Annotated in this window: 13 protein-coding genes and 1 pseudogene; 6 read left to right on the top strand and 8 right to left on the bottom strand. The window is 64.0% G+C overall.

Annotated elements, in window-relative coordinates; genetic code table 11:
- Positions 1-16: 16 nt before the first annotated feature.
- Positions 17-1,042, bottom strand: a complete 1,026-nt coding sequence (locus PI87_RS05565; RefSeq protein WP_039596686.1) for a MerR family transcriptional regulator — start codon at positions 1,040-1,042, stop codon at positions 17-19.
- Between the two features lie 255 nt (positions 1,043-1,297).
- Here PI87_RS05565 and PI87_RS05560 point away from each other — a divergent pair, with 255 nt between their 5' ends.
- On the top strand, positions 1,298-3,082 hold the full coding sequence (locus PI87_RS05560; RefSeq protein ID WP_039596685.1) for an EAL domain-containing protein: 1,785 nt from the start codon (positions 1,298-1,300) through the stop codon (positions 3,080-3,082).
- 10 nt (positions 3,083-3,092) lie between these two features.
- On the opposite strand, the gene PI87_RS05555 is transcribed toward PI87_RS05560, so the two are convergent.
- The 7 genes and pseudogenes from PI87_RS05555 to PI87_RS05525 form a co-directional block, all read right to left on the bottom strand.
- Positions 3,093-3,893 carry a thioesterase II family protein gene (locus tag PI87_RS05555; RefSeq protein ID WP_052321413.1) on the bottom strand — a complete coding sequence of 267 codons (801 nt, stop codon included), beginning with the start codon at positions 3,891-3,893 and terminating at the stop codon, positions 3,093-3,095.
- A 14-nt stretch (positions 3,894-3,907) separates the two neighbouring features.
- A pseudogene (locus PI87_RS05550) lies at positions 3,908-7,542 on the bottom strand (indolepyruvate ferredoxin oxidoreductase family protein).
- A 41-nt stretch (positions 7,543-7,583) separates the two neighbouring features.
- On the bottom strand, positions 7,584-8,558 hold the full coding sequence (locus tag PI87_RS05545; protein WP_039596684.1) for a 3-oxoacyl-ACP synthase III family protein: 975 nt from the start codon (positions 8,556-8,558) through the stop codon (positions 7,584-7,586).
- A gap of 38 nt (positions 8,559-8,596) precedes the next feature.
- Positions 8,597-9,661, bottom strand: coding sequence for a 3-oxoacyl-ACP synthase III family protein (locus tag PI87_RS05540; RefSeq protein WP_039596683.1), 1,065 nt, complete (start codon positions 9,659-9,661; stop codon positions 8,597-8,599).
- A complete protein-coding gene (locus PI87_RS05535; protein ID WP_039596682.1) occupies positions 9,662-9,898 on the bottom strand; it encodes an acyl carrier protein in 237 nt (78 codons plus the stop codon).
- Between the two features lie 16 nt (positions 9,899-9,914).
- On the bottom strand, positions 9,915-10,640 hold the full coding sequence (locus tag PI87_RS05530) for an HAD family hydrolase (protein ID WP_052321412.1): 726 nt from the start codon (positions 10,638-10,640) through the stop codon (positions 9,915-9,917).
- A gap of 15 nt (positions 10,641-10,655) precedes the next feature.
- Positions 10,656-11,363 carry an AfsA-related hotdog domain-containing protein gene (locus PI87_RS05525; RefSeq protein WP_039596681.1) on the bottom strand — a complete coding sequence of 236 codons (708 nt, stop codon included), beginning with the start codon at positions 11,361-11,363 and terminating at the stop codon, positions 10,656-10,658.
- Positions 11,364-11,886: 523 nt separating this feature from the next.
- On the opposite strand from PI87_RS05525, the gene PI87_RS05520 reads away from it, so the two are divergent.
- From PI87_RS05520 to PI87_RS05500, 5 genes are all read left to right on the top strand, one after another.
- Positions 11,887-12,270 (top strand): nuclear transport factor 2 family protein, encoded by a 384-nt coding sequence (locus PI87_RS05520; RefSeq protein ID WP_039596680.1) that lies wholly within the window; start codon positions 11,887-11,889, stop codon positions 12,268-12,270.
- An 88-nt stretch (positions 12,271-12,358) separates the two neighbouring features.
- Positions 12,359-13,180 (top strand): hypothetical protein, encoded by an 822-nt coding sequence (locus tag PI87_RS05515; RefSeq protein WP_039596679.1) that lies wholly within the window; start codon positions 12,359-12,361, stop codon positions 13,178-13,180.
- 66 nt (positions 13,181-13,246) lie between these two features.
- Positions 13,247-14,812 carry an MFS transporter gene (locus PI87_RS05510; RefSeq protein ID WP_052321411.1) on the top strand — a complete coding sequence of 522 codons (1,566 nt, stop codon included), beginning with the start codon at positions 13,247-13,249 and terminating at the stop codon, positions 14,810-14,812.
- Positions 14,812-15,645 carry an alpha/beta fold hydrolase gene (locus tag PI87_RS05505; protein ID WP_039596678.1) on the top strand — a complete coding sequence of 278 codons (834 nt, stop codon included), beginning with the start codon at positions 14,812-14,814 and terminating at the stop codon, positions 15,643-15,645. The genes PI87_RS05510 and PI87_RS05505 overlap by 1 nt, the downstream gene beginning before the upstream one ends.
- A 10-nt stretch (positions 15,646-15,655) precedes the next feature.
- Positions 15,656-16,822: an FAD-dependent oxidoreductase gene (locus tag PI87_RS05500; protein ID WP_039596677.1), complete on the top strand. Its 1,167-nt coding sequence runs from the start codon at positions 15,656-15,658 to the stop codon at positions 16,820-16,822.
- The last annotated feature ends 17 nt before the right edge of the window (positions 16,823-16,839 follow it).

Genomic DNA, 16,839 nt, shown 5'->3' with positions numbered 1-16,839 from the left:
CCCTTCCCCCTCCAACTTACGCCGCCTTCAGCCCTTCCATCGCCTCACGCACGTAGGCGATCAGGTCAGGGCCCATCCATGGGCTGGCGGAAAGCTCCGGCTCACGCTCCATCGCCAGACGGATTTTCGCCTGCGTTTGCGGATCGTCACCGGCATACGAGCGGAACAGCTCGACCCAATGCCGGGCAAGCTGCTGCATCTCCGGCGCATGCGGCGCCGTGCCCTTGGCCAGATGCTGCCGCACCTCGGCAATGAGGGTCGGCCACTCGTTAGCGCGCTTGCCGAAGTTCGCCCGCATGTACTGCAGTTCCTGCGGCGACAGGTACTTCGCATAGATCGCGAGCTTGGTCTCGTTGGCCGCTTCCATGATGAAGTCGAGCATCGCCAGGCTGATGCCGGTGCGATCCTGCAGGACCGGCTCGTTCACATGCATGGTGTGCAGCTTGGCCGTGAGGATCGGGTCCGCCACCGCATCGTGCGCGAGCAATTCCATCCAGCGTTTGGACAGCGCCTGTGCCTCTGTGCTGCGGGCGTGTACCCCACGCGTCATCGCCTCCTGCACGGTTGCCACCAGTGCCGCCCAGCGCTCGTGGCGTGCGGTATCCGCATCCAGACGTTCGGCACGCGCGCGTTCTTCCTGTGAAAGATATTTGTCGTACATGGTCATCCATTCCAAGGTTGTGAGCCATTCAGCAAGCTCGGGCTCTTCCTCGCGCATGAGCTGGTCGTGCAGACGGGTCAGCCGGTCGCGCAGCACGCTGGCCTGCGTGATCTGCTGATCGAGCATCGCAATCTGCCGTTCCATGATCGTGGTCAGGGGAACGTCCGGGTTTGCCAGGAAAGCCCCAACGTCAGCCAGCGACATGCCGAAACGCCGCAACGCCTGGATCTGGTGCAGCCGGGCGATGTCAGCCTTGTCGTATAGCCGGTAGCCGCTGTCGGAGCGGGCCGAAGGCGTGAGCAGACCGATGCTGTCGTAGTGATGCAGCATGCGGACCGTGAGGCCGCAGCGTTTGGCGAGATCGCCCACTTTCAACAACATGGCTGGCTCCTGTCTTCTGGCTTGAACCCCAGGCTAGGACCTCACGCAGTGTGAGGGTCAAGCGCGGCGTGAATGGATCGCGCCCCGTGAAGACGCAAGCGCACTCCGCATTCTGAACCATGCCCCCTCCGTGGTGGGGACTCCGGCCCGCCAACCCGCGCCGCTCCGTGCGTCATAAAAAATTCATTCAACTCTGTGTTCAGTGCACCCGCATGTGACCGTTAGGCGGAATGTCCGATCTTGCGTCCCCACGCCATGACCTCCTCACCGCTTCCCTTGCCGGCGGGCATTACGCCCGAAATGCTGCGCACGGTGTTCCAACCGATCTTTCGTCTGTCCACCACCGAGGTGCTTGGCTACGAGGCGCTGCTGCGCGGGCCGGTCGGCTCGGCCATGGAGTCGCCCGCCGCCTTGTTTGCCGCAGCATCGGACACTGAGGGTGCGATTGCGCTGGAGACGACTGCCGCGCGCCTGGCCATCGCCAACTTTTCGGCCATGCGCCTGCCGGGCAAGCTGTTCCTGAATTTCAGCGCGTTTGGTGTGCGTCAGCTGCTGCAAGACCACGCCCGCCTGCTGCACGCGATTGCCGACCACGATTTGCACCCCTCGCGCATCGTCATCGAGCTGACCGAGCAGACGCCTATTGACGACCTCGCCAGCTTTGCCCAAGCGCTGTCAGTAGCGCGTGACTTTGGCATGCAATGCGCGCTGGACGATTTCGGCACGGGCAACGCCAACCTGAACCTGCTGATCGAGCTGACGCCGGACTTCATCAAGCTCGACAAGTACTTCCTGCGCGACATCGCCAAGCACCCGGCCAAGCTGGACGTCACACGCTCATTGCAACAAACCCTCAAGGGCAGTGCGACCAGCATCATTGCCGAAGGGCTGGAAACGGAAGACGAACTGGGTGTGGTGCGCGATCTGGGTATCCGATTTGGCCAGGGCTTCTTCCTGGGGCGGCCGCAGGACAGGCCGGCAGGTGACATGTCGAGCCAGGCAGCGCGCGTGCTGCAGTCGTCGCAGATTGCGGTGTTTCCGCAAGCCGTGCGGGTGGGCTGGCGCGCCATCACGGCGAGCAAACTGCTGCGCGTGGCCCCCACCCTGCCCCTGCGTTGCAGCAACGACGATGTGCTGAACCTGTTCAACCGCCACCCCGATCTGCACGCCGTGGCGCTGCTCGATGAAGACGAACGGCCGCTGGCACTCATCGCCCGCCGTGCCTTCATTGATCGCTATGCGATGCCGTATCACCGTGAGCTGTACGGCAAGAAATCTGCGCTGGCGTTTGCCAACCGGCAGCCGGTGCTGGTGGAGAAATCGGCATCGCTGGAAGACATGTCAGCACTGCTGATGAGCGAAGACCAGCGCTACCTGACCGACGGTTTCATCATCACCGAGCACGGCCGCTACCTGGGCCTGGGCACGGGCGAAGAACTCGTGCGCACCGTCACCGAAATCCGCATCGAAGCGGCGCGCTATGCCAACCCGCTCACGTTCCTGCCGGGCAACATTCCGTTGAACCTGCACATTGAACGTTTGCTGGAAGCCCGCGCGGAGTTCTACGCCTGCTATGTGGACCTGAATCACTTCAAGCCCTTCAATGACCAGTACGGCTATTGGCAAGGCGACGAGATGCTGAAGATGGCCGCCGCCGTGCTGGCCACGGCGTGTGAGCCGACACGCGACTTTCTCGGCCACGTGGGCGGGGATGACTTCCTGATCCTGTTCCAGAGCGCCGACTGGCACGCGCGCGTGGAGCATGCCATCGCCGCGTTCAACACCAACGCGCTGGCCATGTACACACCGACCGACCAGATGGCCGGCGGCATCCATGCCGAAGACCGCAAGGGCTTGCCGGCGTTCTTCCGTTTCGTGACGATGGCGGTGGGCGCGCTGCACGTGGTCCCCGGCGCTGCGCGCAACAGCGACGACATCGGCACCGCCGCCGCACTGGCCAAGCGCCGTGCCAAGCAGAGCGACAACGGTTTTTACCTGGAAGCGATGCGGCCCGCGCAAACGCTGTCGGCCATCGCCTGAGCGCGTTCGGCTACAGCGCCTCCGCCGGATCACGCCGGCGGCGGGCCGGACGTTTGCTTGCCAGCCGCGTGAGGTCGTCCACCAGGTGCGCATGCAACGCCTCCAACCCCTCCTGCTCGAAGAAGTGGTGACCTGGCAGCGTGCGCAATACGCTCGGGCCGCGCGTGACATCGGCCCAGGCGGCATAGTCCGCCTCGTTCAGCAGCGGGTCATCCTGGCCGCGAAAGCCGAACAGCGGCAACGACAGCGGCGGCTCCTCGCGGTAGTCATAGATTTCCGACAGGCGCAGATCGGCCCGCAAGGTCGGCAGGATGTACGACAGCGTGCGCGTGTCCGTCAGCACGGATTCCGGCATCCCCCCCAGCCCGCGCAGGCGGTCGATGAATGCTGTCTGCTCCAGCTCGCAGATGGGTGGGCGGCCCAGCAACCGATGCGGTGCGCGATGCCCTGAAATGGCCAGCGCCACCGGCTGCGCACCGCCACGGGCGCGCAGCGTACGTGCCAGTTCAAACGCCACCAGCGCACCCAGGCTGTGCCCGTAGAACGCAAACGGCAACGCATCCGCCTGCGCACCGGCCACCTCATCGGCCATGCCCGGCAGCAGCGCATCGAGATGGCTGGCACGCGCCACCCCCGCGGGCAGGAAGCGATGCGGCAACTGGATGGCGCGTACCTCAAAGCTCGGCAGCCCGGCTGGCCATTTGGCGAAGTTGCCCGCGCTGCCGCCCGCGTGGTGGAAGCAGTACAACCGCAGGCGCGGCGCTGTCACAGGCGTGCGCCCGATCGGAACGATGTAGCGTAGCTGGGACATGGCAGTCGCCCTCCTTACCAGGAAACCTCGCGCGGCAGGCCGTAGGCATCTGCGCCGGGGAATGCGGACCACGTGGGCGCCTGCGCTTCCTGCGCCGGGCTGTGGCCGGTAAATTGGGCCAGCAGCGCGTGCTGGCGGGTGCGGGCAGACGCAATGCTGGCCGCCTTCACGTGGCCATACCCGCGAATCTGCTTGGGCAGGTTGGCAAGCTGCAGTACTGCGTCGTACGTGAGCGCGTTGAGCTTGCCCAACGCAATGTCGATGGCCTGCTCGTACTCGACAATCAGCGCACGCTCCTGCCGGCGTTCATGCGTGTAGCCAAACGGATCGAAGCGCGTACCGCGCAGCCATTTGAAGCGTGCCAACACGGCAAACAAGCGCTGCGTGCCGGGCCCGAACGTTCGCTTGCGCGGCGTGCCGCCTTCCAATGCCGAGAGAACGGGCGGCGCCAGGTGAAAGCGCAGCGTGACGTCGCCTTCAAAGGTTTCGGCCAAGGCTCGGCGGAAGTCCTCACCGCTGAACAGCCGTGCCACCTCGTACTCATCCTTGTAGGCCATCAGCTTGAACAGGTTGTGCGCCACGGCGGTCGCCAATGTCTGCTTGCCGGTGGCAGCGCGCTCGGCCTGGCGCACGTGCTCGACAAAATTCACATAGCGGCGCGCATACGCTTCGTTCTGATAGGCCGTCAGAAAGCCACGGCGATGGGCGAGCACGGCATCCAGGCTGGCAGGCTTTTGCAGCTTGACGATGGATTCCGCCAGCGGCTTGCTCGTACCGATGCCCGCATCGAACGCGGCATACCTGCCCCACTGGAACGCGCGCTGATTGGCCTGCACAGCGACGCCGTTGTGTTCGATGGCGCGCAGGATGGACGCCTCCGACACCGGCAGCAGCCCGCGCTGAAATGCGTAGCCGAGCATCAGCAGGTTGGTGTACAGCGCATCGCCCAGGTGGTGCTGTGCAAGCGCACCCGCGTCGACAAAATCCAGCTTGGCCTCGGCCGTCTCCCCCAACAGGCGGCGTAGTTGCTCTGAGGGGAACTGCCAGTCCACCTGCCGGATGGCATGGCCGGGGGGTTTCTCCTCCGTGTTCAGCACGATCTGCGTGTGACCGGGCTTGATCTTGTCCACCGCATCACGCGCAGCAGCGGTGAGGATGTCGTAGCCGAGCACCACATCGGCCTGGCATGCGGGAATGCGCTGCGAGTGCAACGCGTCCTGCCGCTGCGCAATGCGCACGTGCGACATCACCGCACCGTTCTTCTGCGACATGCCGGTCATGTCCAGCACCGAGGCGCCCTTGCCTTCCAGGTGCGCGGCCATGCCGAGGATGGCGCCGACCGTGATGACGCCCGTACCACCAATGCCGCAGATGAGCACGTTGAACGGCGCATCGAGCGCTGCGAGTTGCGGCGTCGGCAAGGCCGGCAGGTTGTCGGGCAACGCGGCCTTCTGCTGTTTGCGCCCGCTGCCGCGCAGGCGGCCGCCTTCCACGGTCACAAAGCTTGGGCAGAAGCCCTTGGCGCACGACGTGTCCTGATTGCACGACCCCTGGTGCACGGCACGCTTGCGGCCGAACTCGGTTTCCAGCGGCACGATGGACGAGCAGTTCGATTGCGTGGCGCAATCTCCGCAACCTTCACACACCAGCGGGTTGATGAAGAGGTGCCGGGCCGGCGCCTGCACCGCCTGCTTCTTCTTGCGGCGGCGCTTCTCCGCCGCGCACACCTGTTCGTAGATCAGTACGCTGGTGCCCTGCACCTCGCGCAACTCACGCTGTACGGCATCGAGTGCCTCGCGCGGGTGGAGGGTCACGCCGTCGGGCAGGCCCGCGCGGCCATCGTGGCGCGACGGATCTTCCGACACCAGCGCGATGCGCGTCACGCCTTCCGATGCCAACTGCCGTGCAATCGCCGGCACAGTCACGGCGCCGTCCACCGGCTGGCCGCCCGTCATGGCCACTGCGTCGTTGTAGAGCAGCTTGTAGGTGATGTTCACCTTGGCCGCAATGGCCGCGCGGATGGCGAGATAGCCCGAGTGGAAGTACGTGCCGTCGCCCAGGTTGGCAAACACATGCGGCACCTGCGAGAACGGCGCCTGGCCGATCCACGTTGCGCCCTCGCCGCCCATCTGCGTGAAGGTCTTGTTGTGCTCAGGGTAGATGGCGGTGGCCATGATGTGGCAACCGATGCCGCCCAGCGCCAGGCTGCCTTCGGGCACCTTGGTGGACGTGCTGTGCGGGCACCCCGAGCAGTAGTAGGCCGAGCGCGCGGGCGTTGCCACCTCGCGGTCGAGAAAGGCCTGCCGGTCACGCAGCCATGCCGCCGTCTTGGCAAGGCGGCCCTGCGGGTGCAACAGTGCCAGCCGGTCGGCAATCACCATGGCGATCTGCGCGACGGACAAATCCGTCTTGGCCGAGAACACACCGTTGCCCGCTGGCCCCGCCAGTTCCCCCACCCCATCGGACTTGCCAACGATGCGCGGGCGCGCGTTGTCCGGCAGGTCATACAGGAACTGACGCAACTGCGATTCGACCACCGGGCGTTTCTCTTCGATGACGAGAATCTCGTCCAGCCCCATCGCGAAATCGCAAATGCCATGGGGCTCCAATGGCCACGGCATCGCTACCTTGAACAGGCGCAGGCTGGCCATCTCGGGCGCATCGGCGTCGATCTCCAGCAGGGCGAGCGCTTCGCGCACGTCGCGGTAGCTCTTGCCGGAAGCAACGATGCCCAGCCGCGCGGTGGGCGCATCGTGCGTGGTGCGGTTGAGCCGGTTGGCACGTGCGTAGGCCAGCACGGCAGGCAGCTTGTGGTCTTGCATCAGCGCTTCCTGCTTGCGTGCGGTCAGACCCAGCGGGTCTGAAGAGAGGCGGCAGTTCACACCACCTTCGGGCAGCACATGATCTGTCGGCAGATGAATCTGCAGCGCAAACGGATCGGCGTCGATGCTGGCGGACGATTCCACCGTATCGGCCAGCGCCTTGAAGCCGACCGCGCAGCCCGAATAGCGCGACATGGCCCAGCCGTGCAGGCCCAGCTCGATGTATTCCTGCACATCAGCCGGATACAGCAGGGGAATCATCGCCGAGCAGAACAGGTGGTCGCTCTGATGCGGCAGCGTGGACGAATACGCACCGTGGTCGTCACCCGCCACCAGTAGCACCCCGCCGTGCGCGCTGGTGCCGGCATGATTCAGGTGCTTGAGCACATCGCCCGAACGATCGACGCCTGGCCCTTGGCGTACCAGAGCGCGAAGACACCATCGTGCTTCGACTCACCCAGCAGATGCACCTGCTGCGTGCCCCATACGGCGGTGGCGGCCAGATCTTCATTCACCCCCGGCTGGAAACGGATGTCGTGCGCCGCCAGCGCATCGCTGGCCTTCCAGAATGCCTGATCCAGCCCGCCCAGCGGCGAGCCGCGATAGCCCGACACAAAGCCCGCCGTGTTGAGCCCAGCAGCGCGATCACGCAGGCGCTGCACCACCATCAGGCGGACCAGCGCGTCGATACCGCTCAGGAACACGCGCCCCGTGTGCGCTGTGAATTTGTCTTGTGCCGTGATGAGTTGCACGCGAACCTCGCGAAAGGTGGGGCCGGTATCAAAATGCGGCGCGAGCGGGGGCCTGCCCCGCCGCGCAGCGGGCATCGGAACAGCGTTGGTTGGAAGGCGAGGAAGCGCCCGGTGGCTTACCAGTCGATCAGGCAGGCGCTCCACGACAGCCCGGCGCCAAAGCCGATCAACACGACCTTGTCACCGCGCATCACGCGGCCCTGCCGCACGGCATCGCCCAGCGCCAGCGGAATGCTGGAGGCGCCAGTGTTGCCGGTATCCGCCAGGCTCACGAAGAAGCGTTCGGGCGCAATGCCCATCTTGATGCGCACCGACTCCAGCATGTGCGCATTGGCCTGATGGAAGACGAACAGATCCACGTCTTCTTGCTCCAGGCCGTTCTTCTCCAGCAGCGCGTCAATCACCTCCGGCACCTTGGTCAGCACGAAGTTGAAGACGCCGGGCCCATTCATGCGGAAGTCCGGTTGATACGCGCCGCCGCTGGTCAAGCCGTGCAACCCCGAGGTGTGTGCGGTGATAGCTTCAGCGCCTGTGCCGTCGGTGCCGAACTCGAAATCACGCACCCCGATGCCGTGATCGGCCCGGCGGATGAACGACGCCGTGGCCGCATCGCCCATGATGGTCTTGAGGCTGCGGTCTTCCGGCGCCACCAGCTTGGTGTACGTGTCGGCCGTGATGAGCAGCACGCCCTTGGCGCGGCCGCTGTCGACCAGCCCTTCGGCCAGCATCAGGCATGACACGTAACCCGAGCAGCCCTGATTCACGTCGAGCGCGCCGCTGCGCGTGGGCAGGCCCAGCGCGTGCTGCACCAGGCAGGCGCTCGTCGGGATCAGGAACTTGGGCGTCTGGCTGCAGAACAGGATGAAGTCCACCTCTTCCGGGGCGATGTCGTGTTCGTCCAGAAGACGGCGTCCGGCGGCGATGGCCAGCTCAAGGCTGTACTCGTCGTCGCCGGAAATATGCCGAAGGTGGATGCCGGTTTTGCCCGCGATTTTGTCGACAGGCCAATCCGGGTTCAGCTCGGCAATGGATTGATTGCTGAGCGTCGCATCCGGCAGCGCATAGCTGATCGATTGAATCTGTACCGCCATGAGAGGACTCCGCGTGATTGCGTGGTGGCGCGATTGCGTTATTGACGGTGATACACAAGAGGAACCATCACGGGATCGGCCTGCCGCAGCAGCGCCCCACCCCACGAAAAGCCCACGCCAAAGCCGACCATGCCGAGCGTTTCGCGCGCCGGGCGCGGTGCGTCCGCATCGTGCTCGGTCACCATCATCAGTGGGATGGACGGCGGGCTGGTGTTGCCGAAGCGGTCGATGTTGCTCGGCATCTTCTCGGGCGCAATGCCGATCTTCTTCGAGAAGTAATCGAGCATGAACTTGTTGGCCTGGTGGAAGAGCCAGCGGTCGACGCTCTGCACGGGCCAGCCGGAGATGGTGGAGAGCTGCTGCACCAGTTCCGGCACGTGATTGAGCGTGAGGCCAAACACGGCCGAGCCGTCCATGTACAACTCTTCCTGCGAGCGCAGCACCTTGTCCTGCGGATGCGGACGGCGCTCGGCAGATTCGGTCGTGCGCGGCTGGCGAAAGCCACCGGCTTCGATGATGAGCGAATCGCTGCCCGCGCCGTTGGTGCCGGCAAAGAAGACGCTCTCGGCCGCGTCTTCCGAATACTCGATGGCCGTGGCCGTGCCCGCATCACCAAACAGGATGTTGGCCGGAATGTCGTGCGGCGAGATCAGCTTGCTGGGCGTATCGCCCACCAGCAGCAGCACGCGCCGCATGCCTTCCTTGGCCAGCAGCCCGAAGGCCACCATCAGCCCATACACATAGCCCGAGCAGCCGAGCGTGATGTCGAACGCCGCGCAGTGGAACGACAGCCCCAGCCGGCGTTGCAGCACGCAGCTCGTGGCCGGCACTACGTAGTCGGGCGTTTGCGAGAGGAAGATCAGCGCGTCGACGGAATCCTTCTCCCAGCCGACCGACTCCAGCAGGCGCTCGGCAGCCGCATAGCAGAGATCGGATGCACACATGCCATCAGGCGCCACGTGCCGGGTCTGGATGCCGCACAGCTTGGCCGTGCGGCCGATCTCCACCGGATCACCGGCGATGTCTTCGTTGCGCCGGACGTGATCCGGCACCGCGGCAGACACCCCGGCAATGCGCGCGTTGTGAAAGCGCCGGTAGCCCATTCAAGCCTCAACGCTCTGGCCGTGCACCAGCGCACGCAACTGGCCGAAGGTGATCAGCTCCTGCAACGCCATCGGGTCAACCACCTTCTGGTAGTGCGTGTCGATCAAGGCGATGGTGCTGAGAAACGCCAGCGAATCCCACACTGCGTCTTCCACCAGGTTGAAGTCGTCGGTGATCCGTTCCGGCGACACTTCGAGCAGGGCCGCGAAGTCTTCAATGAATTTGCGATCGTCCATCGGTTCACCTCAATCATCAGGAAACAGCGGGGGAAATACGCCAGTCGTGCCGGCGAGCGTGGTCCAGCAATACTGCGTTGGAGCCGACCGCCACCGGGTGGTCAGCCAGGGAAAGCAGGGGGATGTCGCTGTCGTGGTCGCCGTAGGCAAAGCCGCCGCGCATCGACAGATCGTGCGCTTGCAGGAACTGGCGCAGCGCAATGGCTTTGCCTTCACCAATCGTCGGCTCACCCAGCATGGCGCCGGTGTAGCGGCCGTCGCGCTGCTCCAGGCGGGCGCACACTACGTGTTCGATCGATAGGTCAGCCGCGATGGGTGCAATCGCCTCGGCAAACGAACCGCTCACCACGATGACGGTGGCCCCATCCTGCTGATGCGCCTTGAGCTGCGCGACCACCGTGTCGTGATACAGCGCCGCACGATTGGCCTCGAACCACTGCTGCGCGGCGCGCGCCATGTCTGCCACCGGAATGCCCGCGAGCTGCCGATAGAAGTAGTGGTTCTGCGCGGCGCGGTTGGCGTTGCGCTCGACGTACCACGTCAGGTTGGCGCGCACGTCACGGATGCGGCGCTCGGCCTGGTCGGGCGCGCAAGCTGAGCTGCGGTGGTATTGCTCCAGCACGGCGAGCATGCTCTTCGAGCGGATCAGCGTTTCATCCAGGTCGAACACTGCGCAGATGCGTGCGGCTTCGACCTCGGGCGCAGCACGTGCGGGAGCGACGGGCGAGATGACAGCGGTCATAACAGCGCCTTCGCTTCAGTTGTGTAGCGACTTGAGCGCCGTACTTTCCAGCGCCGAGACGAACTTGCGGTCCAGCACCGTAAAGGTGAGCGTGAGCTGCGCAATCACCTTGCCCTGCTGGCGAAAGTCGATCTGCACGGCCATCTTGCCGTCGCCCGTGGTGCGCAGGTTGCGCTCCAGCACGCGGTACTCCAGGTCCACCCGGAACGGATAGGCAAACGCCTTGAAGTCCACGTTGATGTTCTCGGCCAGGTACATCTTGGCTGCCGTGGAGTGGAATTTTTGCGTGACAGCGTTGCCCATCTGCCGCGCCGCTTCCAGCAACACCATGAACTGCACATGCTTGCCGGTCACGTGGTCGCTCAGGTCGGCGCAGTCATCGTCAATCAGCAGCACGCTGGCATAGGTGTCTTCGCCCGTTTCCTGCGGGTCGGAGATCAACGTGTTCGAACGCTTGGTCTTGTGCGTGAGCGCGCCGTCACAGCGCTGGTGGCTATCGAAATAGCTGCGCAGTGAAATCTGCCCGGCATGGTTGCTCTGCGCCACCAGATCACGCAGCACGTCGACCTGCGATTCCGAGATGCCCTGCTCCAGCGAGATGGCAGCCGGCTCCAGCTGCCCTTCACGAACACGCGTGACGAGCTCGTCGAACGTGAGGATGCTTTGCGCGTTGGACAACTCCTGAAACTTGTTGCCAACCACACGAATGAGGGTATCGGTCATAGGGCGCCTGTCGTATGCGTGCCGGGTAGTCGAATTGCCAATTGCGAATCACTCAAATCAATTTGAGCGTCGATCGCATTTGTCATCGTTTTTATATCGACCCGCCTTTTCCGCATGTGCGTCATTGCATTTACATATGCGGCCAACCTGATGAATTCGCGCTTTGGTGCTCTGCCGCAAATCCACTGCTGGAAACGGGTCACTGCCTCTGCTGGACGCATCCTACCGTTTGCTGCAATGCGGTCAACTGCAAAAAAGTACAGTAGACGCGTTGCCGCTTTTCACACAGCATCCGCGCTTAATCACGGCGCCTTTGTGCTTTGAACCAAATCGGGGCACAGGCGGCGCTGCGGCACCTTTTTGATCTGCAAAACGGTGCGTGCACGTGATTTAAAAGGCCGCCATTGGATTGCCAATCAATCCAATGCGACGGATTGGTGAAATCGCGCGTTGGTATGCGGCCTCCAGCCCAACCTGGAGGCCTGCATTCCGACCCGCCCCACACTCCAACAGAGGCAACAAGATGGCTCAACACGATTCCAAGGCCTTGGCCAATCAGTTCATCCGTGCGCTGGAAACGCGCGACCTTGACGCCGTATCGGACCTGCTGGCCGATGACGTCGTTTTTGAAGACGTGCCACTGGCCGACACCGTGCACCGCGGCAAGCCCCGCGCCGTCGAGAAGGTGGCCGAGTTCTTCGGCAAGTCGTCTTCGTACGTCTGGAACAAGCACCGCGTGGTGTCGGAAAACGGCACGGTGTTTGTCGAGCGCACCAGCGACATCGTCTTCGGCGACAAGAAGGTCACGCTGCCGATGGTCGTCATTCTCGAGTTCAACGACGCCGGCAAGCTGACGCTGTTCAAGGACTACTTCGACCTGCAGACGCTGCAAAACCAGCTCGCCTGATTCAACTGAATCACTGAATGCAGGCACGCCGTCATCCCGAGCGGATGGCGGCGCCTTCCTATCGATCCACCGTTTGAGGAGATGACCGATGAGCACGTCGTATCGCTCCGAAATCCACCGCTTTGGCGCACCCGCCGAAACCCGTGACCTGCACATCGATGAAGCCGTGGCGCTGGTGCGCGATGGTGATGCGATTGCCGTGTTGCTGGATGTGGTGCAGCCCGAACAACTCGATACGTGGTGGGCCGACCCGGCCTACCCCGAGGTGATTCCGCACCGCTCGCTCTCGGGCGTGGCCAACACCGGCGTAGCCGTCGGGCCGATGCAGTTTCTGGAAAACGAAAAGCTCGTGGTCGGGCTGGCCGACTACTTTGCCTATGCCGGCCGCTTCAACGGGCAACTGCGCAACACCGCCTTCGCGCGGCTCATTCACGATGCGCTGCACATTGACACCGTGCAGGTAGGCACGTGGGCGGAGTTTCCGCTCACCTCCAAACGCGAGTTCCAGCCCAAGAAGGAAGGCGTGTACAGCGTGCCGCCGCATTGCGACGCCATCCACTTCTCGCGCGACCCGGGCAACTGGCCGATTGGCGAGAACTACTCCGAGCTGAAGAACCAGATCTCGGTGTTCCTGTCGGTGGCGGATTCCGATGAAGGCACGGGCCTCGTGTTCTGGGACTACCGCCCGCAGGACTTCGCCCAATTGCACACACTGATGGCCGAGTTCTTTGCCAATCAAAGCATCCCCCAGCTTGAAGACGTGCCCAAGCTGGTGGTGCATGGCAAACCCGGCCAGCTGCACGTGCTCAACACGCGCGTCATGCATGCCGTGGAGCAATGCCAGGCCGTGCGCCGCACGATCGGCGCCTTCCTGGTGCGCCACGAAGACAGCTGGCGCATGTTCCACTGACCCCGCCCAGCCACCCGTTGACCGGCAGATGCCCGCGCGGTGTCTGCCGGTGCAAGAGGCCATCTCATGAAGAAATGGATCGTGCTGTTTTCGATCGGCATCTACCTGTTGCTGATCAACCTGGACCTGACCATCGTCAATCTGGCGCTGGCGGAATTCTCCAAAGATTTCAACGCCAGCATCGAGCAGATTCAGCTGGTGATCGTCAGTTACCTGGCGGCTGCGGCGGCGTTCTTCTGTCTGTCGGGCGTGCTGGCCGACCGCTACGGCAAGAAGCGTGTGTTCATGGCGGGCGGGCTGCTGTTCGTGCTGTCGTCGCTCTACATCGGGGCGTTTGCACACAGCATCGAGGCCATCATCGCGGCGCGCTTTGTTCAGGGCATCGGCTTCTCAGCCACGCTGGGGCTGGCGCTCATCCTGATCGGCAAGGCGTTTCCGCCCGAGCAGAAGGGCCTGGCAACGGGCGTGGCCGTCACCATTACCGGGATCGGGCTGGCGGCGGGGCCGCCGCTGGGCGGCTTCATCCTGCAGGCGTTCGGGTGGGAGATGATCTTTCTCATCAACGTGCCGCTGGGGTTGCTGTCGCTGCTGCTGACCGCCGCGTTCGTCGACCGTGACGACGCGAACGAGCTGAGTGCTCGCAAGCTCGACGTGGTGGGCGTGCCGCTATACCTGCTGGGGCTGGGCTGCCTGATCGTGCTGTCCAACGCGCTGGCCACGCTCACGTGGGCGCAGATCGGCGCGCTGGCAGGGGTGGGCGCCATCTCGACCGTGCTGTTCGTGCGCCGCAGCCTGCGTGTGGAGGCACCGCTCATCAATCTGTCGCTGCTGAAGAACGGCACCTACCTGACGGTGGTGGGCATCCGCATCATCTTCAACTTCGTGATGGCGAGCTTCCTGTTCGTGCTGCCGTTGTTCATGCAGAACATCCTGAACTACTCGAAGGTGCGTGCTGGGCTGTGGGTGCTGTGCATGACGGCGTGCATCTTCGTGGTGGGGCCGATTACCGGCAAGGTCATCGACCGCCACGGCTACAAGCTGCCCACACTCACGGGCATGACGTTGCTGCTGGTGAGCTGCGCAGCGTTCCTCACGCTGCGTGTCGACTTGTCCATCGTGCTGTTCGTGATCGGGCTGGTGAGCTTCGGGCTGTCCAACGGAACGCTCACCACCGCCACCATCAACGGCGCGACGTCGCAGGTGTCGCCCAAGCACACGGGCACGGCCATCGGCCTGTTCTTCACGCTGTCGATGGTGGGCGCAATGTTCGGGGTGGCGGTGTCAGGGCTGATCCTGAGCAAGGTGGGGGAACTTGAACTCGCACGCCATATCGCCAGCGCAGCCGCCACGTTCACACCCGAGCAGTTGCGCGCCCTGCAAGGCCTCGTCAATGCCAGCCAGAACCTGGTCAACGTCGCAGGCACGTTTGCCGATCACCCGATCGATACCGTGCGCGATCTCGTCAACACGAGCTACGTGCCCGCCATGCGTGCGTTGATGGCATTCAACGCGCTGCTGGCCGCCATCGGCATCGGCCTGTCGGTTGCGCTGTTCAAGCGCAAGGAAACGCGCCCTGCCGAATCCACCGACACCCCCCAATCCCGCAACGAACACCTCGAAGGAGCCCTGTGATGCAATCCAGATTCCTGAATTTCGATTTCGGCAAGCTGCACTATCTGCAAGGTGGCAAGGCCAACGCGCCCACCATCGTCTTTCTGCACGGCACGGCGTCCACCGCCGCTTCTTTCGCCGATCTGGAACCGATTCTGGGCGACCAGTTCAACCTGATCGCGCTGGACTTTCCGGGCCACGGCCTGTCGGACCACATCGACGTGGCGCGCTTCGGCTTTCAGTACAGCATGATCGGCCTGCGCACCTTGTTTGAAGAGTTCCGCCACCGCCTGTCGCTGCACGAGATCATTGCCGCAGGCAACAGCGTGGGCGCCAACATCGCAACGCAATCGCTGTTCAAGGATCCGAACCTGCTCGGCCTCGTGTCGATCGCCGGCGTGCATGCCGTCAGCCGCGAAGATGCGTTCTCCAACTTTCGCCCCGAGGCGCCCAAGGAACTCGCCTTCAAGAACCACCTGGTGGGCGACGAGGCCGATGCGCTCACGCGTGCCTACCTCGACGTCTCGCAAGCCGGCACCGAAGTCTACAAACGCATGCTGGCGGACATCAAGGAATCCGACGGCAACTTTCGCGAGCAGTTCGCAATCCACCTCAAGACGCAAGGCTGGCTGGATGAGCTGGCCATTCTGTCGGGCAGCAAGGTGCCCTTCCTGTACATCGGCGGCAAAAACGACGCCTTCATCGACAACGCCTACTACGACAAGCTGCAGGCCCGCGTGCCGCGCATCCAGCCCGCCAACGTGCACATCCTGGAAGACGTGGGACACGTACCGCACCTAGAAGCGCCCGAGGTGTGCGGCAAGCTGATCCTCGAATTTTCCAAGACGCTGTAAGGAGCCGGCCATGAGCCTACTGATCGTCGGGTGCGGCCCCGTGGGGATGACGCTGGCCGGGCTGCTCGCCCAGCAGGGCGAGGCGGTGCAGATCATCGACAAGCGGCTGGAGCTGTCGACCCTGCCGCGCGGCATTGCCGTCAACCAGGCGAGCCTGGCCGTGTTCGACCAGCTTGGCATTGGCGCGCAGCTGGATGCGCTGGGCCTGCGCGTGCCGCGCATGAACCTGTACCGGCGCCGTACGTACTTTGCCGACATCAACTTCCACCAGCTCGACATTGCGCGTCCGCACTTCTTCCACCTCACACAAGACGTGATCGAGCGCGCGCTGTATCGGCGGATTTCCGAGCTGGGCGTGTCGATCCGCCAGGGGCTGGAACTGCAGGCGCTGGAGGAGACGCCCACCGGCGTGGTCGCCACCTGTACCCATCTGGATGGCACCGAAGAGCGCATCTTTGCCGACCACGTCATCGCGTGCGATGGCGGCAACAGCACGGCACGTCGCCTGCTCGAGGTACCCGTCGACCAGGTCATGTATGCGGGCTACTTTGTCGTGGCAGACGTGAGCTTCGACGCGCTGCCGCTGGCCAACGACGAGATGCACTGCTTCTGCGGTGTAGATGGCTACCTGATGATCGTGCCGATCCCGGGCGGCAGCTACCGCGTGATCGCGTCCTTCCCGGGTGAAGACCCGCAGAGCGGTTTCGATGCCGCGTTCATTGAACGCATCATCCGCGACATGACGCCCATCACGGCCCACGTGCAACACCTGCACTGGATCACGCACAGCGCATTCGGCCACCGCATTGCCAGCCGCGCACGCGTGGGGCGCGTGTTCTTTGCCGGTGATGCGTGGCACCAATTCAGCCCGATCGGCGGCACCAACATGAACCTCGGCATTGAAGATGCGGCGGTGCTGGCGCGCGCCATCCTCGCCCGCGATCTGGACGCCTATGAGCTGCCGCGCCTGGGCGCCGTCGCGCGCAACCTGGCGGTCACGCGCTACCTCAGTCGCCTGCTGGTGCGCTCGCCCGACCTGGCCACCACGGAGTGGCCGTTTGGTGCGCCATCGCTCCAACACCTGCTGCATGACGAGCTGCCGCGCTTCCTGACCGGGCTGCGCACGCGCATCTCCACTGCAAAGGCCCGCCCGGAAACCGAAGTCGCTACCGCCTGACCGGCACAGGAGACCTT

It is taken from the genome of Ralstonia sp. A12, from assembly GCF_000801955.1.
In the GTDB taxonomy this organism is placed as follows: Bacteria; Pseudomonadota; Gammaproteobacteria; order Burkholderiales; family Burkholderiaceae; genus Ralstonia.
The sequence above is the reverse complement of the archived record's forward strand: the minus strand, read 5'-3'. Positions and strand labels throughout refer to the sequence as shown.